Source organism: Gordonia araii NBRC 100433 (assembly GCF_000241265.1).
GTDB lineage: Bacteria > Actinomycetota > Actinomycetes > Mycobacteriales > Mycobacteriaceae > Gordonia > Gordonia araii.
Genome location: NZ_BAEE01000088.1, coordinates 46,342 through 63,490, shown reverse-complemented (window position 1 = coordinate 63,490; position 17,149 = coordinate 46,342). Strand labels below are relative to the sequence as shown.

Here is a 17,149-nt window from a genome sequence, read left to right as displayed (position 1 = left end):
TATCCGCGTCGTGTCCCGGGGAGCCAATCTCGCGCACGCCGAAACCCGTAGACCGGCGAAGCGAGACGCGCCGGACTATTTCTTCGTCGGGTGGACGCCGAGCAGCCAGCCCAGCTGCCACGCCAACGGGTTGAGGTCGAGGCGGTCGGGATCCTTCTTCGGCTTGTTATCCCACGGCTGCGGGATGTGCGGATTCGCCAGCGAGGCCCGCGCCGCGCCGCGCACCGCGGTCGGCGATCCCTGCGGGACCGTGCACCGTGCGTTCAGGTTCAACGGGAAGTCGTCGTAGTTGATGTCGAACGTCGGGTTGCGGCGCTTGATCTCGGCGATCATCACTTCGGTGGACTCGTAGCCCTGCGTACACGCGGCCGGGTTGTTCATCTCCAGCACCACACCGAAATGGATCTGCCCGTCACCGGGGGCCGGGCTGTACGATCCGGCCGACAGCGCCGACAGCATCGCGAACAGCGTGTTCGACGACCAGCCGGTCGGCTCGATGGCGGTCTTCACGACCGAGCCCAGATCCTTGACCAGCTTGGTGATGTCGCCCCCTTGCTTCTGCAGGAGATTGGACAGCGCTGTCGCGGACGTCTGGCCCGTCGTCAGCAGGCGGCGCACGTCGGGATCGGCCGAGGCCAGCGTCGCCGTCACCAGATCCAGATTCTTCGACCACGCCAGGATCGCGTCCGACTGTTCGGCCTGTGTCGCGAGCACCACGCTCGAGTTCTGCAAGAGCGAGATCGTCTCGCCCAGCGAGTCGTAACCCGCCTTCGACAGCACGTTGAGCGCGTTCACCAGACGGGTCAGGTTCTCGCCCTGCCCGTTAAACGCCTTGCCCAGCTCTTCGATGATGGTCCGCAGGTCGTCCACCGGCACCGATTCGGCGAAGTCCAGCGCGGTGTTCACGACATCCTCCAGCGGAGCCGGGATCACCACGTCTTCCTTGTTGACCACCGACCCGGACGCCAGGAACGGGCCCTCGGCGGACTTGGGCCGCAGGTCGATGTACTGCTCGCCGATGGCCGATCGCGACGCGACGACCGCAGCCGCCGACGCCGGGATCTTCGGTGCGCCGCGACTGATACGCAGGTTGGCGTCCACGCCGTCCTTAGTCAGCTTCATCGACTCGACGCGCCCGACCGGAACGCCCTGGTAGGTGACCTGCGCGTTGGCGAACAAGCCACCCGAGTCGGGCATGTGCACGGTGACCGGGAACTCGGCGACGCCGGCCAGGCGCGGGAGACGTGCGTAGTTGATGCCGACGTAGACCATCGCGAGGATGCCGACGATGGCGAACACGATCAACTGGATCTTGACGAGGCGCGTCATGTCAGCGTTCTCCCAACATCGAAAGCGGGCCGTCGATCGCCGTCTGACCGGTCTTCGGCGGGGTCAGCACGATGTACTGCGGCCGCCGCTGCTGACGCTGCTTCGCTGCCGGGTACCGCAGATCCGGCCGGTAGTTGCCGTACGACGGCGGCGTCCACGGACCGATCCGCGAGTTCGGCGGCGGCGGGAGCAGACCGACCGACGGCCAGCCCCACCGCGGGCCGTTGCCCTTGTAGTATGGATTCGCCCGGTCGACCGGGATGTTGCGCGCCTTGGGCGGCGAGTAGATCGGCGCACCCTGTCCGACGCCCAACGCCTCCAACTGATTCAGCAGGCGCAGGTCGAGGGTCATGAAGAGGTTCACCGCGTCACCCTTGGCGGCCGGCGTCAGCCAGTCGGGGAACGGCACCGTGAGCATCAGCGGCGCGGCCGTGATGAAGTCGGGCATCGCCTTCGCCAGCGACGCCAGGATCGGGCGCAGCGCCTTCAGGTCCGAAATGATCGCCTCGCGCGACTTGCCGAGCACGTCGGTACCGACCTCGCCCAGCTTGTCGAGCTTCGTCAGCAACTCGACGAACTGCGGGCGCTGCTGCTCCAGCACCTGCACGCCGGCCGGCAGTTGCTCGAGGATCTGCTCGATCTGCCCGGTCTGGGCCGACGCGCGGGTCGACAGCTTCGCCAGACCGTTGATCGCGGTCACGATGTCGTCACGCTGCTTGTTGAGGTTCGTGATCAGCTTGTCGGTCTGGCGCAGCAGGCTGCGAGTCTTGTTGACCGGGTAGGGCTTTCCGTCACTGCCGGTGCGCATGACGGTGGCCGTGTCCATCGCCTTGGTCAGCTCACTGACGATCGGCTGCAACTGGTTGAGCCCACCGTTGTTGAGCAGCATCGACAGCGCGCCGAGCACCTGCTCCAGGTCGGTGGCGGTCCGGGTGCGCGGCTGACCGTTCGCATCGAGGCCCGCGATCGGGCTGTCCGGGTTCTGCGGCGCCGCGCCCTGTGCGCCTTCAGGTTCGGTCAATCCGACGAACTTCTCGCCGAGCAGTGCCGTCTGCTGAACTGCGGCATGCACCTGGTTGGACAGCTTGACGTTGTCGCGGACCGCCATCTTGACGGTGGCCTGCCACTCATCAGGCTCGATCGTGATGTCGGTGACCCGGCCGACGACGATGCCGTCCTTCTTCACCAGCGACTGCGGCACCAGATCCAGGATGTCGTCGAACTTCACCCGGAACGTCTGCGGGTTGTCACCCACGCTGGCGCCGCCGGGCAACGGCACCGACTGCAGGCCGCTGCACGCGGACAGGAGACCGGCCGATGTTGCGGCGACGATCGCGACGGTGGCGGACTTGGTCCAGCGCATCAGCGGCCTCCCCTCTCGGGCGTCTGCGACGGCTTCGGCTTCGACGGTCGCGGCTTCGGCCGGCGCGGCGTCTGCGGGTTCGGGTCGGTCGGCATCGGAATCATCAACCCGGGATCCGGGCGGCCGCGACGCGTGCCCGGCACCGAGTAGCGCTGGGTCTTGTCGTTGCTCATGATGCCGAAGGGCAGGACCGGCAGCAGCGGGCTCACCCCGGCCTGGATCTGCTTCGCGATGTCGGTGCAGTGGCTGATGATCGGGGCCATCTTGTGCTGCCACTCCAAGAACGGCTGGGTGCCGGGCATGATGCTGCCCGGGTTGAGCAGCTTGCACTGCACGGCCAGCAGGTTCTGCAGGTCCTGGATCGTCAGCCGCATGGCCAGCGTGCCCGACTCCGCGTCGTATGCGTTGATCAGGTTCGACACGGTGACCGGGAGGACCGTGAAGATCTCCTTCAGCGACTCCTGGTTGTCGCGCAGCGTCTTCGCGGTCGGCTGCAGCGAGCGAACCGTGTCGCCCAGCAGCTCCTGGTTGTCGTTCACGAAACGCGCGACGTCGCCCAGCGCCACCGACAGCGTGGCCAGCGCCTGGCCGAGCTGCTTCCGCTCGCCTGCCAGGAAAGTGTTGAACGAGGCCATCTGCGAGTTGAACTGACGCACCTGTGCGTCGTTCTCGGCGAGGGCCGCCACGAAGGTGTTGAGCTGCTTGATCGTATCGACGATGTTGCCGCTGGAGTCCGACAGGGTCGTCGCAGCCTTCGACAGGTTCGTGAACGCCGAACCGAGCTTCTCGCCGTTGCCGCGGAAGTTGTCGGCGCCCACGCGGACGAACTCGGTGACGACGCCTTCCTTCTCACCCTTCTTGGCATTCACCCCGTCGGGTCCGAGCGACCGCGAGAGCTTCTGCAGGTTCGCGTACAGCTCGTCGACCTCGACCGGAACCATCGTCTGGTCGATGCTCAGCGAGATGTCGCGCGGCGCCCGCGGACCACCGTTGTAGGCGGGGGTCAACTGGACGTAGCGGTCGGCGATGATCGACGGCGCGACCTGCACGGCCCGCACGTCGGCCGGCAGCTTCAGGCCGCGCTGAACGCGCATCCTGACCTGGACCTTGTCGCCGTCGGGAGTCACCTTCGTGACCTTCCCGACCGGCACGCCGAGCAGCTTCACGTCGGTACCGCTGTAGATACCGACGCTCCGCTTGAAGGTCGCGTCGATGGTGGTCGCCCCGATTCCGGAGAACACCCACCACAGCACCGAGCCGGTGATCAGCGCCAGGACGCTGCCCAGCACGATGCCCACGATATGGCGCGGGGTGAACCAGCGCCCGGGTCCGGAAGTCGTCGTCAGATCTGGGGTCGTCATCTATCCGGCCTCGGTTCCGCCGTTGTTCAGCAGCTTCGTCTTGTTCGGAGGTCGCGTCGTGTTCTGCTGCGGCAGTGCGGGCGGCAGCAGGTTGGTGACCATCGACTCGAACCACCGGCCGTTGCCCAGCACGTTGGCGTACAGCCGGTAGAACGGTGCGAGGTTCTGGATCGAGCGGCCCAGGTTGTCCTTGTGCTTGGTGAGGAGTCCGGCGACCTCCTGCAGCGACTTCAGCGCCGGGCCGATCTGCTCCTGGTTGTCGGCGACGATGCCGCTCAGCGCCTTGCTGAGCGTCGTCGTCGACGAGAGCAGCGCCGAGATCGACTGCTGCCTGTTGTTCAGCTCGTCGAGCAGCTGTCCGGCGCCGGCGATCAGGCGGGTGAACTCTTCGTTGCGGTCGGCGAGGATCTTCGACGTCGTCTTCGTCGCGTTGAGGAGCTTCTGCACCTCCTGATCGCGCTTGGCGATCGTCTCCGACAGCCGGCTCAGTCCGGTCAGCGCGGGACCGAAGTCGCCCGCGGTCCCGGAGAACGCCGTGGACATGGTCTGCAGCGATTCGGCCACCTTGTCGGTGTCGAGTTCGGTCAGCTGGTTGCTCGCATCGGAGAAGGCCTCAATCACGTCGTACGGCGCAACCGTGTCGGTGATCGGCGTCGACGGGTCGGCCGCGCGGGATCCGCGCGGGGTCAGCCCGAGGTACTTCTGCCCGAGCAGCGTCTTGATCTGGATCGACGCCTGCGTTTGGTCGCCGATCCAGGTGTTCGTCACGGTGAACTTCACGTCGACCTTGTTGCCGTCGCGGTTCAGTCCGACGCTGTCGATCTGTCCCACCTTGATGCCGGCCACCCGGACCTCGTTGCCCGGCTGCAGGCCGGCGGCCTCGGAGAACTGGGCGGTGTAGCGCGGCCCGGCACCGATGATCGGCAGATTCGACAGGTAGAACGACGACACCGTCAGCATCAACAGGAGCATGATGCCGAGCGCGCCCACCGTGACCGGCGACCGGCGACCGGCGAAGCGGCGCGACGGGTGCAGCTTCTGCGGATCGGCGTTCAGCGCAGCCTCTTCGCGCGCGGCACGGGCGGCCTCGAGGTCGCCCGCACCGAACTGCTCGGTGGGGGCGTCGTCTGGCACGTTGTTCGGCATGTCTGCTCGGTCCTTATCGTCAGCCATGTTCTCCCCTAGCCCGGACGCCGGTTGTCACGCCAGCACCTGGTCGCAGCACTCGTGTAGAGCACATGGTTGATGTCGGGCAGCGGGATCAGCGGATCGGTCAGCAAGATCGACTTGCCGTTACCCATCACCACGTCGACACCGCACAGATAGAACTGGAACCACGAGCCGAAGGTCGCGGCGCGGCCGATCTTCTCCAGCTTCGGCGGCAGGTTGGTGATGATCGCCTCGACGTCCTTCTCCCGCTTCATGATCTGATCGGATACGGCCTTGAGGCCCGCGATGTCACCGGCGATCGCCGGGCGCGTCTGGCCCAGGATCGAACCCATCACCGTGGTCAGGTTGGAGACGGAGGTGACCGCCGACCCGACCGATTCCTTCTGCGCGGCCAGTCCGGCGACCAGCTGAGACGTGTTGACCAGCAGCGATTCGAACTGCGAGTCATGCGCGTTGACGGTCTGCAGCACGTTGTTGAGATTCGTGATCAGCTCGCCGATGACCTGGTCGCGGTCGGCCAGCGTGTTCGTCAGCTCCGCCGTCTGGGACAGCAGCGACGACATCGTCGCACCCATGTCCTGGCCGGGAGTGTCCTGGAAGACCTGGATGATCTGGTCGGCCAATTTGTTGACGTCGGCCGGCTCCAGCTGGTTGAACACCGGCTTGAAACCGTTGAACAGCTCGGTCAGGTTCACCGCCGGGTGGGTGGAGTCGTCGTTATCGGCCAGGCCGAAGACGTGACCGGGCCGCAGCTGCTTGCCGTTGTCACCCGCGCCGCGCTCGAGGGCGAGGTAGCGCAGGCCGGTCAGGTTGCGGTAGCGGATGTACACCTCGGTGCCGTCGGGCAGGGTGTCGCGGTCGACGGCGAAACTCACCTTGGCGCGGTTCTTCTCGTACACCTCGACGTTGCTGACCGCGCCGACGCGGACGCCCGCGATGCGCACATCGTCGCCGGCGTTGAGCATGGCGGCGTCATCGAAGATCGCCTGGAAGTCGTGCTTGCCGGACAGGCCGGCGTTGGCGATCGTCAGCGCCAGCATCGAAGTGGAGATGACGGTCACCACCGCGAAGACGATCAGCTTGACCAGGGGTGGGACGATGGACTTCATCGCATGTTCACCTGCGCTCCCCGCAATCTCGACGCACCGATCAGCGTCACCCAGCTGGGGACCTGTTCGGGCGCGACGCCGCTGGCGCCGCCGTAAATCATCTGCAACTGTGCCCGGTACACCGGGTCGGCCCACGGATCGGACTTGGCCTTGCCGGCGGGCAACGCCGAGAACTGCGCGGCCGGCATCTGCGGAATCGTGCGCGGTCCCGGGTTGCGCGAGGGCACCTGGTACGAACCGTCGGCGAGACCGCCGCCCGGGTACTGCGGGAAGGGCCGCCCGTTCTTCGCCGGCGTGTAGCAGACCGGTCCACGGGCGTAGTCGAACATGCGCGGCTCGTCCTGGTTGGGCAGGTACCGGCCACGCGGGTTCACGAACTGCAGGTTCACCCGGACACCTGGATTCGGCGTGCCCTCGCCGACGATCCGGCGGGATTCGGCGATGAGACCGGCGAAGTTCTTGAACGTGCAGCCGAACACCGGTGACTGGCGCGCCAGGCCGGCCAGCATCTCCTCAGTACCGGTGAAGATGGTGATCAGGTCGGTGCGGTTGGTGCGCAGGAACGACGTCGTGTCGTCGGCTGCGACACCCAGCGTCGAGATGAGGGCGGCGAGATCGCCCTGACGCTCGTTCAGCGTGTTACCGGTGACCCGCAGGTTGTCCAGTCCGTTGATGATCGACGGGAGCGCGTCGGAGTACGTGGTCGAGAACGAGGCAAGACCGCGCAGCGTGGCCTGCAGGTCATCGGTGTGGTCATTGACCTCCGAGAAGATCGCGTCGAGCCGCTTGATCGTCTCGCCGAGTTCCTGACCGCGACCCGCAAGGGCCTGGCTGATCGAGGTCAGCGTGACGTTCAGGTCCTGCGGAGGCACGGCTTTCAGCAGCGGCAGCAGGCGGTCGAAGAAGTCCTGGACCTCTTTGGCATTGCCGGCATCGGCCGTGCGGATCTCGTCGCCGGCGGCCAGCGTCGCCGTCGTCGTCGGCTCCATCGGAACCTCGAGCGCGACGTAGCGCTCACCGAACAGCGTCTTCGGCAGGATGCGTGCCGTCGTGCCGCGCGGCAACAAGTGCAGCTTGTCCGGCTGCAGCGCGAGCACCACGTCGACCTGGCCGTCGGGCGAGGGGTTGACCGCGGAAACCGTGCCGACCACCATGCCGCGCGCCTTGACATCGGCGTGCTCGGTGAGCGAGTTGCCGGCCGAATCGGTCCGGAGCGTCACATCCTCGGCGTTGGAGAAATGCCCCTGGTATTTCAGGATCGAACCACCGATGAAGGCGATGATGACCAGGAAGAAGGCCAATCCCGCCAGCCTGCGTCGCAGAGTTGCCATGTGTCAGCCCGCCACTCGAACCGTTGTAGAAGTGCCCCAGATCGCCAGGCCCAGGAAGAAGTCCAGCAGTGCGATCAGCACGAGCGCCGCGCGGACCGCGTGGCCGACGGCCACGCCGACGCCGGCCGGGCCGCCGCTGGCGTAGTAGCCGTAGTAGCAGTGGACCAGGATGATCACGAAAGCGAAGACGAGGACCTTCCCGAACGACCATAAGACGTCTTCGGGAGGTAAGAAGAGATTGAAATAGTGGTCGTACGAGCCACTGGATTGCCCGTTGAAGACCGTGTTTATCGTTCTCGACGCCAGATAGGCGGCCAGTAGGCCCAGCACGTAGAGCGGAATCACCGCCACGAAGCCGGCGATCACGCGAGTGGTGACCAAGAACGGGATCGACGGGACGGCCATGACCTCCAGCGCGTCGATCTCCTCGGAGATTCGCATGGCGCCCAGCTGAGCGGTGAAGCCGCAGCCGACCGTCGCGGAGAGCGCGAGGCCGGCGACCAGCGGCGCGACCTCGCGGGTGTTCACATAGGCCGAGAGGAAGCCGGTCAGCGCCTGCGCGCCCAGGTTCTCCAGCGACGCGTAGCCCTGCAGGCCGACGACGACGCCGGTGAAGCCCGACAACAGCACCATGACGCCGACGGTGCCGGCGATCACGGCCAGACCACCCGAACCGAAGGCGACCTCGGCCAGGATCCGCAGCACCTCGCGGTAGTAGTGCACGATCGTCCGCGGGATCCAGCTGATGGCGCGCGCGTAGAACGACATCTGCTCGCCGGCCCGGTCGAGGACACTCAGCGGCTTCTTGACCTGTTTGCGGATCTCGTACCCGACGTACTCGGCCCGGCTCTTGGCGATCGTCACGCCACCCTCGCTCACGGCTACGCTCCCTTCGCCGGCACGACCTGCAGATACACCGCGGTCAGGATCAGGTTGGCAAAGAAGAGGAGCAGGAACGAGATCACGACACTCTCGTTGACCGCGTCACCGACGCCCTTCGGACCACCCTTGGGGTTGAGGCCCTTGTAGGCGGCGACCACGCCGGCGATGACACCGAAGATCGCCGCCTTGATGGTCGAGATATAGAGATCGGGTAGCTGGGCCAATGAGCCGAAGGATGCCAGGTAGGCACCGGGCGTACCGCCCTGCACGACGACGTTGAAGAAGTAGCCGCCCGCGATGCCGATCACCGCCACCAGACCGTTGAGCAGGATCGCCACCAGGACCATCGCCAGCACGCGCGGAACCACCAGGCGCTGGATCGGGTTGATGCCCAGCACCTCCATGGCGTCGATCTCCTCGCGAATGGTGCGCGCGCCGAGATCGGCTGCCACCGCGGCACCGGCGGCACCGGACACCAGAAGCACCGTGATGATCGGAGACGCCTGTTGCAGCACGACCAACACGCTCGCCGCACCCGTATACGACTCCGCGCCGATCTGCTTGATCAGCGAGGCGGTCTGCAACGAGACGATCGCGCCGAACGGAATCGCGATGAGCGCCGTCGGCAGGATCGTGACACTGGCGATGAACCAGGCCTGCTGGATGAACTCCCGCCATTGGAACGGGCGCACAACGGATTGGCGTGCGACGTCGATGAATAGCTGGACGATCCGGCCTGTTTGCTCAAGCGCACCCGACCCGGCATTCGCGATTCGATCCACGCCACGCTGGGTGGCAGTCGTCATCAGTTATGAACTCCCGTTTCCTGCCGAACCGTCAGTCTCGATGGGCGTAGTCGGCGACTCCGACGGAGTCACCCAGTTGCCTTCGTCAGCCTGGCCCACGGTGTTGAACACATCGGTGGTCTCGTTCGCACCCTCGGCCTGCGCGATGTTGGCGGTCACCCCGGCAGCGGCACTGCCGACGGCGGTTCCGACCGCAGCCGTCTGGGCGGCCGCGGCCGCCGACGCGTGCATGGCCGCGGACTGGGCGCGGTTCTCGGCGAGGAGCTTGTCCTCTTCCTCCATGCTGCGCCGGATCGCCTCCTGGGCGTTGGGGGGCAGCGTGTGGATGATCTCCTCGACGTTGCGGCGGTGGCGCGCGGAGGCCTTGCGCTCGGGCATGCCCGGATTCGGCTGGACCTGGGCGATGATCTCGCTGAAGTCGTCCTTGGTGCCACCACCGGAGATACCTGCCGCCTGCATGGCGGCCTCGGCCGCGGCGACTGCCTCGTCCTTCTCCTCCGACATGCCGATCGGGCCGAAGCGGTCGCCGGAGAGGAACTGCTTGACGACCGGCTGTTCGCTGGTCAGCAGCACCTCGCGGGGGCCGAACATGACCAGTTCCTTGCGGAAGAGCATGCCGATGTTGTCCGGGATGGTCCGGGCGATGTTGATGTTGTGCGTAACGATCAGGATCGTCGCGTCGATCTGCGCGTTGATGTCGATCAGCAGCTGGCTGATGTAGGCGGTACGGACCGGGTCCAGACCGGAGTCCGGCTCGTCACACAGGATGATCTGGGGGTCGAGCACGAGTGCGCGGGCCAGGCCGGCACGCTTGCGCATACCACCGGAGATCTCACCGGGGAGCTTGTCTTCCGCACCGGCCAGACCGACGAGGTCGATCTTCTCCATGACGATGCGCCGGATTTCGCTTTCCTGCTTCTTGGTGTGCTCGCGCAGCGGGAACGCGATGTTGTCGTACAGGCTCATCGAGCCGAACAGCGCGCCGTCCTGGAAGAGGACACCGAACAGCTTGCGGATCTCGTACAGCTCGCGCGCCGAGCACTTCGTGATGTCGGTGCCGTCGATGATCACCGAGCCCTGCTCCGGATGGAGCAGACCGATCAACGTCTTCAGGAAAACCGATTTACCGGTACCCGACGGGCCGAGGAGCGCACTGACTTCCCCTTCCGGCAGGGTCAACGTCACGTCGCGCCAAATGTTCTGCGAGCCGAAGGACTTAGTCAGTCCCTCCACGCTTACTTCTACACCCACAGCGGTTCCCTCCAGTCGAACGTCCGCGAACGGCAGCGCGAGTGACTCCCGCGACCCCCATTGGACATATGTGGTCGCGATCACTCTAACCCACGGACGCGTCGGTGCCCGACCCGACTCCGTCCAACTCGCCTGCAGAACGTCACTGGGACGACCGTCCCTACTGACGAGTAGGACCTTAACGAGGGCTAAGAGTAACCCATAATCGCGCGCGACTCCATACCGGTCTTCGCGACCAGGCAGGCCGCTGCATGTGACCGCGGACACGGCTCCGGCGAGAGGCCGGAAAGCAAGACGAGCGCCCCGCGAGATTCTCGCGGGGCGCTCGTCTTCAGTGCGCGCGAACCGGGCCGGCCGGCCCGGTTCGACGGGTCACTTGAGAGAGATGCTGGCGCCGGCCTCTTCGAGCTTGGCCTTGGCGGCTTCGGCATCTTCCTTCGAGACCTTCTCCAGGAGCGGCTTGGGCGCACCCTCGACGAGGTCCTTGGCCTCCTTCAGGCCCAGACCCGCGACAACCTCGCGGACGACCTTGATGACCTGGATCTTCTTGTCGCCGGCACCCTCGAGGATGACGTCGAACTCGTCCTGGTCGGCAGCGGCGGCGGCGTCGCCACCGGCAGCCGGGGCACCGGCAGCGGCAACGGCGACCGGTGCGGCCGCGGTGACCTCGAAGACCTCTTCGAACTTCTTCACGAAATCGCTGAGCTCCAGCAGGGTCAGTTCCTTGAACTGATCGATGAGCTCGTCAGCGCTGAGCTTCGCCATGATGGCGTCCTTCCTTTAGGTGGCCGAGTCTGCGAAATCCGCAGTGCCCGACCGGGTTTGTGCTTGACCGGATGGTCGGTGGCGGCGTGGATTACTCCTCGCCCGCAGCTTCCTTCTGCTGCTGCAGGGCCGCGGCGAGACGCGCCACCTGCGATGCGGGCTGGTTGAACAGCCCGGCGGCCTTAGCCAAGTTGCCCTTCATGGCACCGGCGAGCTTGGCCAGGAGGACCTCACGGGTCTCCAGGTCGGCGATCTTGTCGATCTCGGCCACCGACAGCACACGGCCGTCCATGTAGCCGCCCTTGACGACAAGGGCCTTGTTCTCCTTGGCGAAGTTCTTGATCGCCTTGGCCGCGACTACCGGCTCGCCTTCGATGAAGGCGATAGCGGTCGGACCGGTGAACAGCTCGTCGAGCCCTTCCACGCCCGCTTCTTTCGCGGCGAGCTTGGTCAGGGTGTTCTTGGCGACGGAGTAGGTTGCGCCCTCACCGAGGGAACGACGCAGCTCGGAGATCGCGGGAACGGACAGGCCACGGTATTCCGTGACGACCGCTGCCGTGGAGCCCTTGAACTGCTCAGCGATCTCCGCGACTGCGGCGACCTTGTCGGACTTGGCCATACTTCGCCTCCTCTCATTTCACGTGGATGCTCTCCAGAGATCGAGGCGGTCCCGGTCGGGTTTCACGCTGTTCCACGGCGGCGAAGCCGGCAAAACAAAACGCCCCGCGCAGGAAGCACACGGGGCGTACATTCTCGGACTCGTCGTCGCGAGAGTATTCCTCGGGTCATCCTGCGTGGGCCGTCGGCGCGTGACGCCGAACCTTCGACGGGTCGTCGTGCGACGGCCCGTGACCAACGGTCTCTGGTTGAACCTGCTGTGAGCACATGCCCACAACAACCGCCTAGGCTACCCACTATGGCTCAGCGATCCAAATCCGACGGCCACGATCCCGAATGGTCGACCGAGCGGTCGATCGAGACCGAAGCGTCTGCGCGCGCGGCCGAAGCGACCGACGCCGTCGTCGACCGCCATCTGAGACGCCTGCTCCACCTGCCGGGCACGGCGATCGCCGACGTGGCCTGGCCGAAGTCGTCGGGTGGGGCGGGCGGGCGACTCGCATCGCTGCTGCCGGGCAGTTGGCACTATTGGTGGCACGCGCATCTGCTCGATCTCCTCGTCGACGCGGAGATCTCTCGTCCCGGGAGCATCGGCGTCGGAACGGTACGCCGGCTGCTGCGCGGCATCCACGCGCGCAATCTGGGCCGATGGACCAATGACTACTACGACGACATGGCCTGGCTCGGGATCTCCGTCGAACGCGCCCGGCGCCATCTCGGCGTCGGCAGCGCGCGGGCCGAGCGGGTCCTGGCCGGCCGGATCCACGGTTCGTGGGCGCCGCCGAAGGGCGGCGGCATCCCGTGGCGGACGATGGACTACTTCTTCAACACCCCCGCCAACGGGCCGGGCGCGATTCTCATGGCGCGCACCGGCGAGACCGAGCGGGCCATCGCGATGTGCGACTGGATGCACGAGAAGCTGCTGGCTCCGGACACCGGACTGATCTACGACGGGATCAAACCGCCGCCCCTCGACGACCCGAAGGGGCCGTGGCAGCTGGTCACCGACATCTACACCTATTGCCAGGGCGTCGTACTCGGCGCCGAATGCGAGGCGGTGCGCGCCGTCGCGTCACGCGGCGACGCGGGCACTCGGCACCGGGAGCGGATCGACGCGCTGCTCGGCGCCGTCGAGAAGCATCTGCTCGTCGATACGACCCTGGAGGGTGCCGGGGATACAGCTGCACGCAAGGCTCGGATCGTGCCCGGTGCCGGAGGCGGCGACGGCGGGTTGTTCGCCGGGATTCTCGTCCGCTACCTGGCCCTTCTCGCCACCGACCTGCCCGACGGCCCGGGGGCACCGGAGACCCGCGCCCGTGCCGAGCGGATCGTGCTCGACACCGCCGACGCCGTCTGGCAGACGCGCGCGATCGTCAACTCCGCCCCGCTGTTCAGCGCGGATTGGCGCCGCGAGGCGGTGATCCCGACGGACTCGGGCACCGACGCGCAGTTCATCGCCGGCGCGGTCCACTCGTCGGAAACCCCCGAACGCGACCTGTCCGTGCAACTGTCGGGCTGGATGGCGCTGGAGGCGGCGGCGCGCGTCGCGGCGGGGCTGTCCGAACACTGACGCAGGGGCGTTGCCGGTCCTGGTTAATCGACCAGTAAGACAACGGATTCCAGGTTTCCGAAACGCCGCCCCCCGGTTAACGATCCGTGACGCGCATCGGATATATTCGGCAACAGCGTTCCCGGTGGCCTATGTCACACCCGTTCTTCACGCTTATGGATCGGGTTCATAACATCGAAGCGCTACGACAGGTCGACCCAGCGCCGGGCACCGTGCCCTCCGGCTGAGTCGGCGGGCAGGTGATGTGATGGCTTACCGGCTGGACCCCACTGGCAAGGGCACCGCGCGCAGCAGCGCGGCGACCGCGCTGCCCGCTGTTCGCGTCGACGACGGCACGCAGACCCTCCCCCTCGGCGATCCCACCGGCGGCGCAGACGCCCGGGCATGGCGGGCACTCGTCGACGGAAAGCAGCGCTACCCGCGCGTCCACATCGACCGCGACGTCACCATCACGATGAGCGACGGCGTGCGCCTGCGCGCCACCGTAGTGCGCCCGGCGACCCGACTGGGTACTCCCGTCACCGCCCCCTACCCCGCCGTGCTGTCGATCAACCCGTACAACCGCGCGCTCCTCGACGCCATCGACGGGGGGCTGAACATCCCGCTGGTCGGCAAAGGCGTGCGTGCCGCCTCCGGCGCCGTCGACGCGTCTGGCACCCCGCTGGAGGGCTTGACGCGACTGACCGGCGTCGTCGCCGGCGGCGGCCTCGACGTCTTCGGGGTCAACCGGAATCTCGTGCGCAGCGGATACGTGCAGATCCTCGTCGACGTCCGCGGAACGGGTGCGTCCCAAGGCAAATGGCAGATCCTCGGCATGCGCGAGCAGAAGGATTCGGTCGAGCTGATCGACTGGGTCACCACGCAGCCCTGGTGCAACGGCCGGGTCGGCATGGCCGGGTGGTCGTACTCCGCGATCAACGCCCTGCAGGCCGCCGACAAGCGGCCCGCCGCCCTGCAGGCGGTCTTCGCCATCGAGGGCTGTTCAGACATCGTCCGCGACATCTACATCACCGGCGGCATGCCGTCGGCCTTCATCCCGATCTGGCTGAGCCTGGTCAACGTCCTCAAGTGGCTCCCCAACCCCCGGACCGCGCTGCACGACCTCTCCCACGGCGATGCGACTCGCTGGCTGCGCGACCGGCTGAAGTCCCCCGCCACTGAACTCCCGTCGCTGCTCTGGGGCTTCCTCACGACCCGCGACGAACGCATCTTCGACGACCCCTACTTCGACGAGCGCGACCCGAAGGTCGGCAACATCGCCTGCCCGACGTTCACGGTCGGCGGATGGCACGACCTGTTCGGCCCGAGCAGCACGCAGGTGTACCAGAACCTCAACCTCGAACCGGGCCAGAAGCAGATGCTCGTCGGCGACGGCTACCACCTCGACGTCGGCACCGGCCTGGGCGGCCGGTTCGCGCCGCCCCGCATGGACGTCCTGGAGCGCGCGTGGTTCGACCGCTGGCTCAAAGACATCGAGAACGGCGTCGAGAACTACGGCCCTGTCGTCCTGCAGCAGCAGGGCGGCGGCTGGACGTCGGGGACCCAGTTCCCGCGCCCGGGCGTCGGCACGCAGCGCCTGTACCTGGCCGCGGCGTCGTCGGAGACCGCACCGCACGCGCGCCACGACGGCAGTCTGACGACCTCCCCCGCGGCCTCCCGCCGTCCGGCGGCTGAAGAAGTGTCGCTGCCCATCCGCGCGGGCATCCGGGGCCTCGTCTCCCGCGACATGGCGCAGGTGACGGCGGGTGCGGCAATCGTGTTGGGGCCGACGTTCTCCACCAACGCGGAGTTCCAGGAACGCGGCGGATTGAGCTTCACCACCGCTGCGGCCACCGAGCCGGTACAGATCAGCGGGTCGGCCAACCTGCGGCTCTACGTCGCCAGCACCGGCGAGGAGGGCACCTGGGCGGTGACCGTCAACGACGTGGCGCCCGACGGCACGTCGACGGTCCTGACCAACGGCGGCCTCACCGTCTCCAACCGCGCGCTCGACCATGCCCAGTCGGAGTACGACGCCGAGGGCAATCTGCTGCGCGCCCACCACTACCTGACGCGGGTGCGCAAGCTGCCCGTTCCGGTCGACACCCCGGTCGCGATCGACATCGACCTCGTCCCGACCGATGCGGTCATCGACACCGGCCACCGGTTGCGCGTCGACGTCTACGCGGCCAGTCTGCCGCGCTTCCTCACCCTCGTCCCCGACCTGATCAAGGCGCGCAGCCGCAAGCAGCGCCTGGTCCTCGATCCGGACCACCCGAGCTACCTGACGTTCCAGGCGATCGGCGCCTTCCCCTCCTGACGCCTGGGCACGATCGGCGCGAATCTGGGCACGGTCGGCGCGAATCTGGGCACGATCGGCACCGATCGGTGGTCGAGTGCCTGCGAGGCGCTAGCCGAGTGGGCGTATCGAGACCAATCCGAGTCGGAGGGCACACTCGGCGAGAAAGTGGGCACGGTCGGCACCGATCGGTGGTCGAGTGCCTGCGAGGCGCTAGCCGAGTGGGCGTATCGAGACCAATCCGAAGTCGGAGGGCACACTCGGCACGAATCTGGGCACGATCGGCACCGATCGGTGGTCGAGTGCCTGCGAGGCGCTAGCCGAGTGGGCGTATCGAGACCAATCCGAGTCGGAGGGCACACTCGGCGCGAAAGTGGGCACGGTCGGCAAGAATGTGGGCACGGTCGGCGCGAAACTGGGCACGGTCGGCGAGAAAGCGGGCACGGTCGGCGGGAATGGGGGGCTCAGCCTAGCTGCATCGGGAAGAACACCGTGTAGATCAGGGTGATGATCATGTTGACGATGATGATCGCGACGGTGGAGATCACGACCGTGGCGTTGACGCCGTCGGCGACGCCCTTCGGTCCGCCCTTTGCCTCCAGACCGCGCTGACAGCCGATGACGGCGATCATGAAGCCGAAGATGACGGCCTTGAACATGGCCAGACCGACGTCGCGCACCGAGGCGAACGCGCCGAACGACTGCCAATAGCTGCCGGCCCCGACGCCCTGGCCGAGGACGGCGACGTAGTACGCGGCGACCACGCCGACCAGGATGATGAACAGCGCGAGCAACGGCGCGACGAGCACCGAGGCGATGATGCGCGGCACCACCAGCCGCTGGATCGGGTCGACGCCCATCGTCCGCATGGCGTCGATCTCCTCGCGGACGTTGCGGGCGCCGAGATCGGCCGCGATCGCCGACGCCCCGGCCCCGCCGAGCAGCATGCCCGACGCCAACGGCGCGGCCTGCTGGATCACCGCGAAACCGCTACCGGCGCCCAAGAGAGATTGCGCGCCAAGCTGATTGATGACGTTGCCGATCTGGATCGTCACGATCACGCCGAACGGAATCGCCATCAGGAACGCGGGCAGCGCCGTGACGCTCACCAGGTACCACGCCTGGATCAGCGTCTCCTTCACCTTGAGCTGCCGCCGCGCGATATCCAGCAGCATCTGCGCGACGCCGTGCACCGCGAGCTGGAAAGTCCGTCCCAGCGTCCGGAGCGGCCCGTAGGCGTTGTCGCGGAGATTGTCCGCGAGCACGGACCCGACGGATGGGCCGGAATCAGGGGTGGCTGTCGAAGTGGTCATGTC

General features: G+C 66.9%; 14 protein-coding genes. 2 read left to right on the top strand and 12 right to left on the bottom strand.

Translation table 11 applies throughout. The features are described from left to right. Positions 1 to 75: 75 nt before the first annotated feature. The 11 genes from GOARA_RS18080 to rplJ form a co-directional block, all read right to left on the bottom strand. Positions 76 to 1,329 (bottom strand): MCE family protein, encoded by a 1,254-nt coding sequence (locus GOARA_RS18080; RefSeq protein ID WP_007323877.1) that lies wholly within the window; start codon positions 1,327 to 1,329, stop codon positions 76 to 78. Between the two features lies 1 nt (position 1,330). Then, positions 1,331 to 2,692, bottom strand: a complete 1,362-nt coding sequence (locus tag GOARA_RS18075; RefSeq protein WP_007323876.1) for an MlaD family protein — start codon at positions 2,690 to 2,692, stop codon at positions 1,331 to 1,333. Beyond that, complete coding sequence (locus GOARA_RS18070) at positions 2,692 to 4,053, bottom strand: MCE family protein (RefSeq protein WP_007323875.1); 1,362 nt, start codon at positions 4,051 to 4,053, stop codon at positions 2,692 to 2,694. The genes GOARA_RS18075 and GOARA_RS18070 overlap by 1 nt, the downstream gene beginning before the upstream one ends. After that, complete coding sequence (locus GOARA_RS18065) at positions 4,054 to 5,226, bottom strand: MCE family protein (RefSeq protein ID WP_245548459.1); 1,173 nt, start codon at positions 5,224 to 5,226, stop codon at positions 4,054 to 4,056. Positions 5,227 to 5,234: 8 nt separating this feature from the next. Beyond that, the gene (locus GOARA_RS18060; RefSeq protein WP_007323873.1) at positions 5,235 to 6,332 is read right to left on the bottom strand and encodes an MCE family protein; all 1,098 of its coding nucleotides are present in this window, start codon (positions 6,330 to 6,332) and stop codon (positions 5,235 to 5,237) included. Continuing rightward, positions 6,329 to 7,663, bottom strand: coding sequence for an MCE family protein (locus tag GOARA_RS18055; RefSeq protein ID WP_007323872.1), 1,335 nt, complete (start codon positions 7,661 to 7,663; stop codon positions 6,329 to 6,331). Before GOARA_RS18055 ends, GOARA_RS18060 begins: the two co-directional genes overlap by 4 nt. Positions 7,664 to 7,666: 3 nt before the next feature. Continuing rightward, on the bottom strand, positions 7,667 to 8,542 hold the full coding sequence (locus GOARA_RS18050; RefSeq protein WP_007323871.1) for an MlaE family ABC transporter permease: 876 nt from the start codon (positions 8,540 to 8,542) through the stop codon (positions 7,667 to 7,669). Between the two features lie 2 nt (positions 8,543 to 8,544). After that, positions 8,545 to 9,351: an MlaE family ABC transporter permease gene (locus tag GOARA_RS18045; protein WP_007323870.1), complete on the bottom strand. Its 807-nt coding sequence runs from the start codon at positions 9,349 to 9,351 to the stop codon at positions 8,545 to 8,547. Positions 9,352 to 9,354: 3 nt separating this feature from the next. Further along, a complete protein-coding gene (locus GOARA_RS18040; RefSeq protein ID WP_083834918.1) occupies positions 9,355 to 10,602 on the bottom strand; it encodes an ABC transporter ATP-binding protein in 1,248 nt (415 codons plus the stop codon). Positions 10,603 to 10,974: 372 nt separating this feature from the next. Beyond that, complete coding sequence (gene rplL, locus GOARA_RS18035) at positions 10,975 to 11,367, bottom strand: 50S ribosomal protein L7/L12 (RefSeq protein ID WP_007323868.1); 393 nt, start codon at positions 11,365 to 11,367, stop codon at positions 10,975 to 10,977. 91 nt (positions 11,368 to 11,458) lie between these two features. Next, positions 11,459 to 11,986 (bottom strand): 50S ribosomal protein L10, encoded by a 528-nt coding sequence (gene rplJ / locus GOARA_RS18030; protein ID WP_007323867.1) that lies wholly within the window; start codon positions 11,984 to 11,986, stop codon positions 11,459 to 11,461. Positions 11,987 to 12,283: 297 nt separating this feature from the next. Here rplJ and GOARA_RS18025 point away from each other — a divergent pair, with 297 nt between their 5' ends. Together GOARA_RS18025 and GOARA_RS18020 are read left to right on the top strand one after the other, a co-directional pair. Then, on the top strand, positions 12,284 to 13,555 hold the full coding sequence (locus GOARA_RS18025) for a glycoside hydrolase family 76 protein (protein ID WP_007323866.1): 1,272 nt from the start codon (positions 12,284 to 12,286) through the stop codon (positions 13,553 to 13,555). Positions 13,556 to 13,802: 247 nt separating this feature from the next. Next, positions 13,803 to 15,854, top strand: a complete 2,052-nt coding sequence (locus GOARA_RS18020) for a CocE/NonD family hydrolase (RefSeq protein ID WP_007323865.1) — start codon at positions 13,803 to 13,805, stop codon at positions 15,852 to 15,854. A gap of 443 nt (positions 15,855 to 16,297) precedes the next feature. On the opposite strand, the gene GOARA_RS18015 is transcribed toward GOARA_RS18020, so the two are convergent. Continuing rightward, positions 16,298 to 17,146: an MlaE family ABC transporter permease gene (locus GOARA_RS18015; RefSeq protein WP_040523913.1), complete on the bottom strand. Its 849-nt coding sequence runs from the start codon at positions 17,144 to 17,146 to the stop codon at positions 16,298 to 16,300. Positions 17,147 to 17,149 lie beyond the last annotated feature (3 nt).

Excerpts from the sequence above, each read along its gene's own strand:
- rplL (WP_007323868.1), bottom strand. The coding sequence starts at position 11,367 with ATGGCGAAGCTCAGCGCTGACGAGCTCATCGATCAGTTCAAGGAACTG.
- GOARA_RS18065 (WP_245548459.1), bottom strand. The coding sequence starts at position 5,226 with ATGGCTGACGATAAGGACCGAGCAGACATGCCGAACAACGTGCCAGAC.
- GOARA_RS18055 (WP_007323872.1), bottom strand. The coding sequence starts at position 7,663 with ATGGCAACTCTGCGACGCAGGCTGGCGGGATTGGCCTTCTTCCTGGTC.
- GOARA_RS18070 (WP_007323875.1), bottom strand. The coding sequence starts at position 4,053 with ATGACGACCCCAGATCTGACGACGACTTCCGGACCCGGGCGCTGGTTC.
- GOARA_RS18020 (WP_007323865.1), top strand. The coding sequence starts at position 13,803 with ATGGCTTACCGGCTGGACCCCACTGGCAAGGGCACCGCGCGCAGCAGC.
- rplJ (WP_007323867.1), bottom strand. The coding sequence starts at position 11,986 with ATGGCCAAGTCCGACAAGGTCGCCGCAGTCGCGGAGATCGCTGAGCAG.
- GOARA_RS18080 (WP_007323877.1), bottom strand. The coding sequence starts at position 1,329 with ATGACGCGCCTCGTCAAGATCCAGTTGATCGTGTTCGCCATCGTCGGC.
- GOARA_RS18025 (WP_007323866.1), top strand. The coding sequence starts at position 12,284 with ATGGCTCAGCGATCCAAATCCGACGGCCACGATCCCGAATGGTCGACC.
- GOARA_RS18075 (WP_007323876.1), bottom strand. The coding sequence starts at position 2,692 with ATGCGCTGGACCAAGTCCGCCACCGTCGCGATCGTCGCCGCAACATCG.
- GOARA_RS18045 (WP_007323870.1), bottom strand. The coding sequence starts at position 9,351 with ATGACGACTGCCACCCAGCGTGGCGTGGATCGAATCGCGAATGCCGGG.
- GOARA_RS18060 (WP_007323873.1), bottom strand. The coding sequence starts at position 6,332 with ATGAAGTCCATCGTCCCACCCCTGGTCAAGCTGATCGTCTTCGCGGTG.
- GOARA_RS18015 (WP_040523913.1), bottom strand. The coding sequence starts at position 17,146 with ATGACCACTTCGACAGCCACCCCTGATTCCGGCCCATCCGTCGGGTCC.